Source organism: Rhodovulum marinum, from assembly GCF_004343075.1.
GTDB classification, from domain to species: Bacteria; Pseudomonadota; Alphaproteobacteria; order Rhodobacterales; family Rhodobacteraceae; genus Rhodovulum; species Rhodovulum marinum.
On the sequence record NZ_SLXP01000035.1, the window covers coordinates 1 to 1,429 of the forward strand.

The following is a 1,429-nucleotide window of genomic DNA, read 5'->3' on the forward strand; positions in this document are numbered from 1 at the left end:
TTCGTCGACGCGTTCTACGCCGCCCCCGAACTTGCCCTGAAGGGCTGGCGCCAGCGCCTGCCGCTGGAGTCGCTGGTCATGGACGAGACCTGGAACAAAGGCGCATAAAAAGCCGCGGCGGCGGGTCGGTCCACCCCGCCGTCGCTCGCGTTATGGTCGAGCGAAGCGACACCCATGGCATTGCCATTTGCATCAGGCTCAGAGCGCGAGAGGCGTTCTCGTAATAGGTCGAGCCCGTGGACTCTTTTCCACTTAAACATCGCAGCATTCGCGTATGCCGTCGCCTGCAATCTGGCGTGTTGCTAAGTGCTGGTGTGCGTTAAGGGCCTTCTGCTGCGGTGGTAACTCGCAATATGTAGCCGTGTTGGTCGCGATCGGTCGAAGCTGGAAGCACCGCGCCGCTTCTTTCCAACAAACCACAGGCCAGTTTCGCATTCATGAATGTCCGTTCACACGCGGCATCGCCGCATCGAATCTGAAGAGCGGGGGTTGCACCGGTTTACGTTTGACGAATTTGTAGCGGTCGCTTCCTGCGCATTCCGCCCGTTCGGACGAGGCGCGGCGTCCATCGACATGGGCCCCGCGGTTGGCCGCGCCGCTTCGCCGGTCCCCCGCGCTACCATGAATTACCAACGTCGGGTTGGTGTCGTGGCGGGGCGTGGCGGATGGGAGGAACTGCCATGCCCACTGCCAACCTGCCTGCCATTCGTGCTTGCCGCCCCGCCTGGAACAAGGGCCGCGTCGTCGGTCAGAAACGTCCGCTGATGCCGAAGCATGTCTGGGCCATTCGCGTGCGCCTGGAGATCGCCGGGAACCACCGCGACCTCGCCCTGTTCAACCTCGCCATCGACGAGCCAAGCTCCGCGGCTGCGATCTCGTGAAACTCAAGGTCGCGGATGTCTACGCGGCCGGCCAGGTCAAGGAACGCGCCTCGATGATCCAGAGTAAGACCCGGCGACCGGTTCGGTTCGAGATCACCGAGGGCACCCGCAGGTCGCTCGCGCGCTGGATGGAGGAGCCCCTGATGGTCGGCTCGGAATACCTTTGGCCGGGGCGGTTCCACGAACGCCTCCACATTTCGACCCGACAGTACGCCCGGCTCGTGCGGGAATGGGTGAGGTCCATCGGCCTGGACCCGACCTCCTACGGCACGCATTCGATGCGCCGGACGAAGGTCGCCCAGATCTACCGGAAGACGGGCAACCTGCGGGCCGTTCAGTTGTTGCTTGGGCACACGAAGATGGACAGCACCGTCCGCTACCTCGGCGTGGAGCTGGAGGACGCGCTCGCGATATCAGAGAGCGTCGAGATATGAAGGTGACGGGCCGCCTGCGAAGGCGGCCCAAAGCCACCCCTCGCACGGGCGTCGGGTCGCTGCCGTGCGGCAGGCCGAAGAAGACATTCAACACATCTGCGAAATCCGGACGCG

General features: G+C 63.9%; 1 pseudogene. It reads left to right on the forward strand.

Features of this window, described 5'->3' with window-relative positions:
- Positions 1-680: 680 nt before the first annotated feature.
- Positions 681-1,315 (forward strand): annotated as a pseudogene (locus tag EV662_RS19320) (tyrosine-type recombinase/integrase).
- Positions 1,316-1,429: the final 114 nt, after the last annotated feature.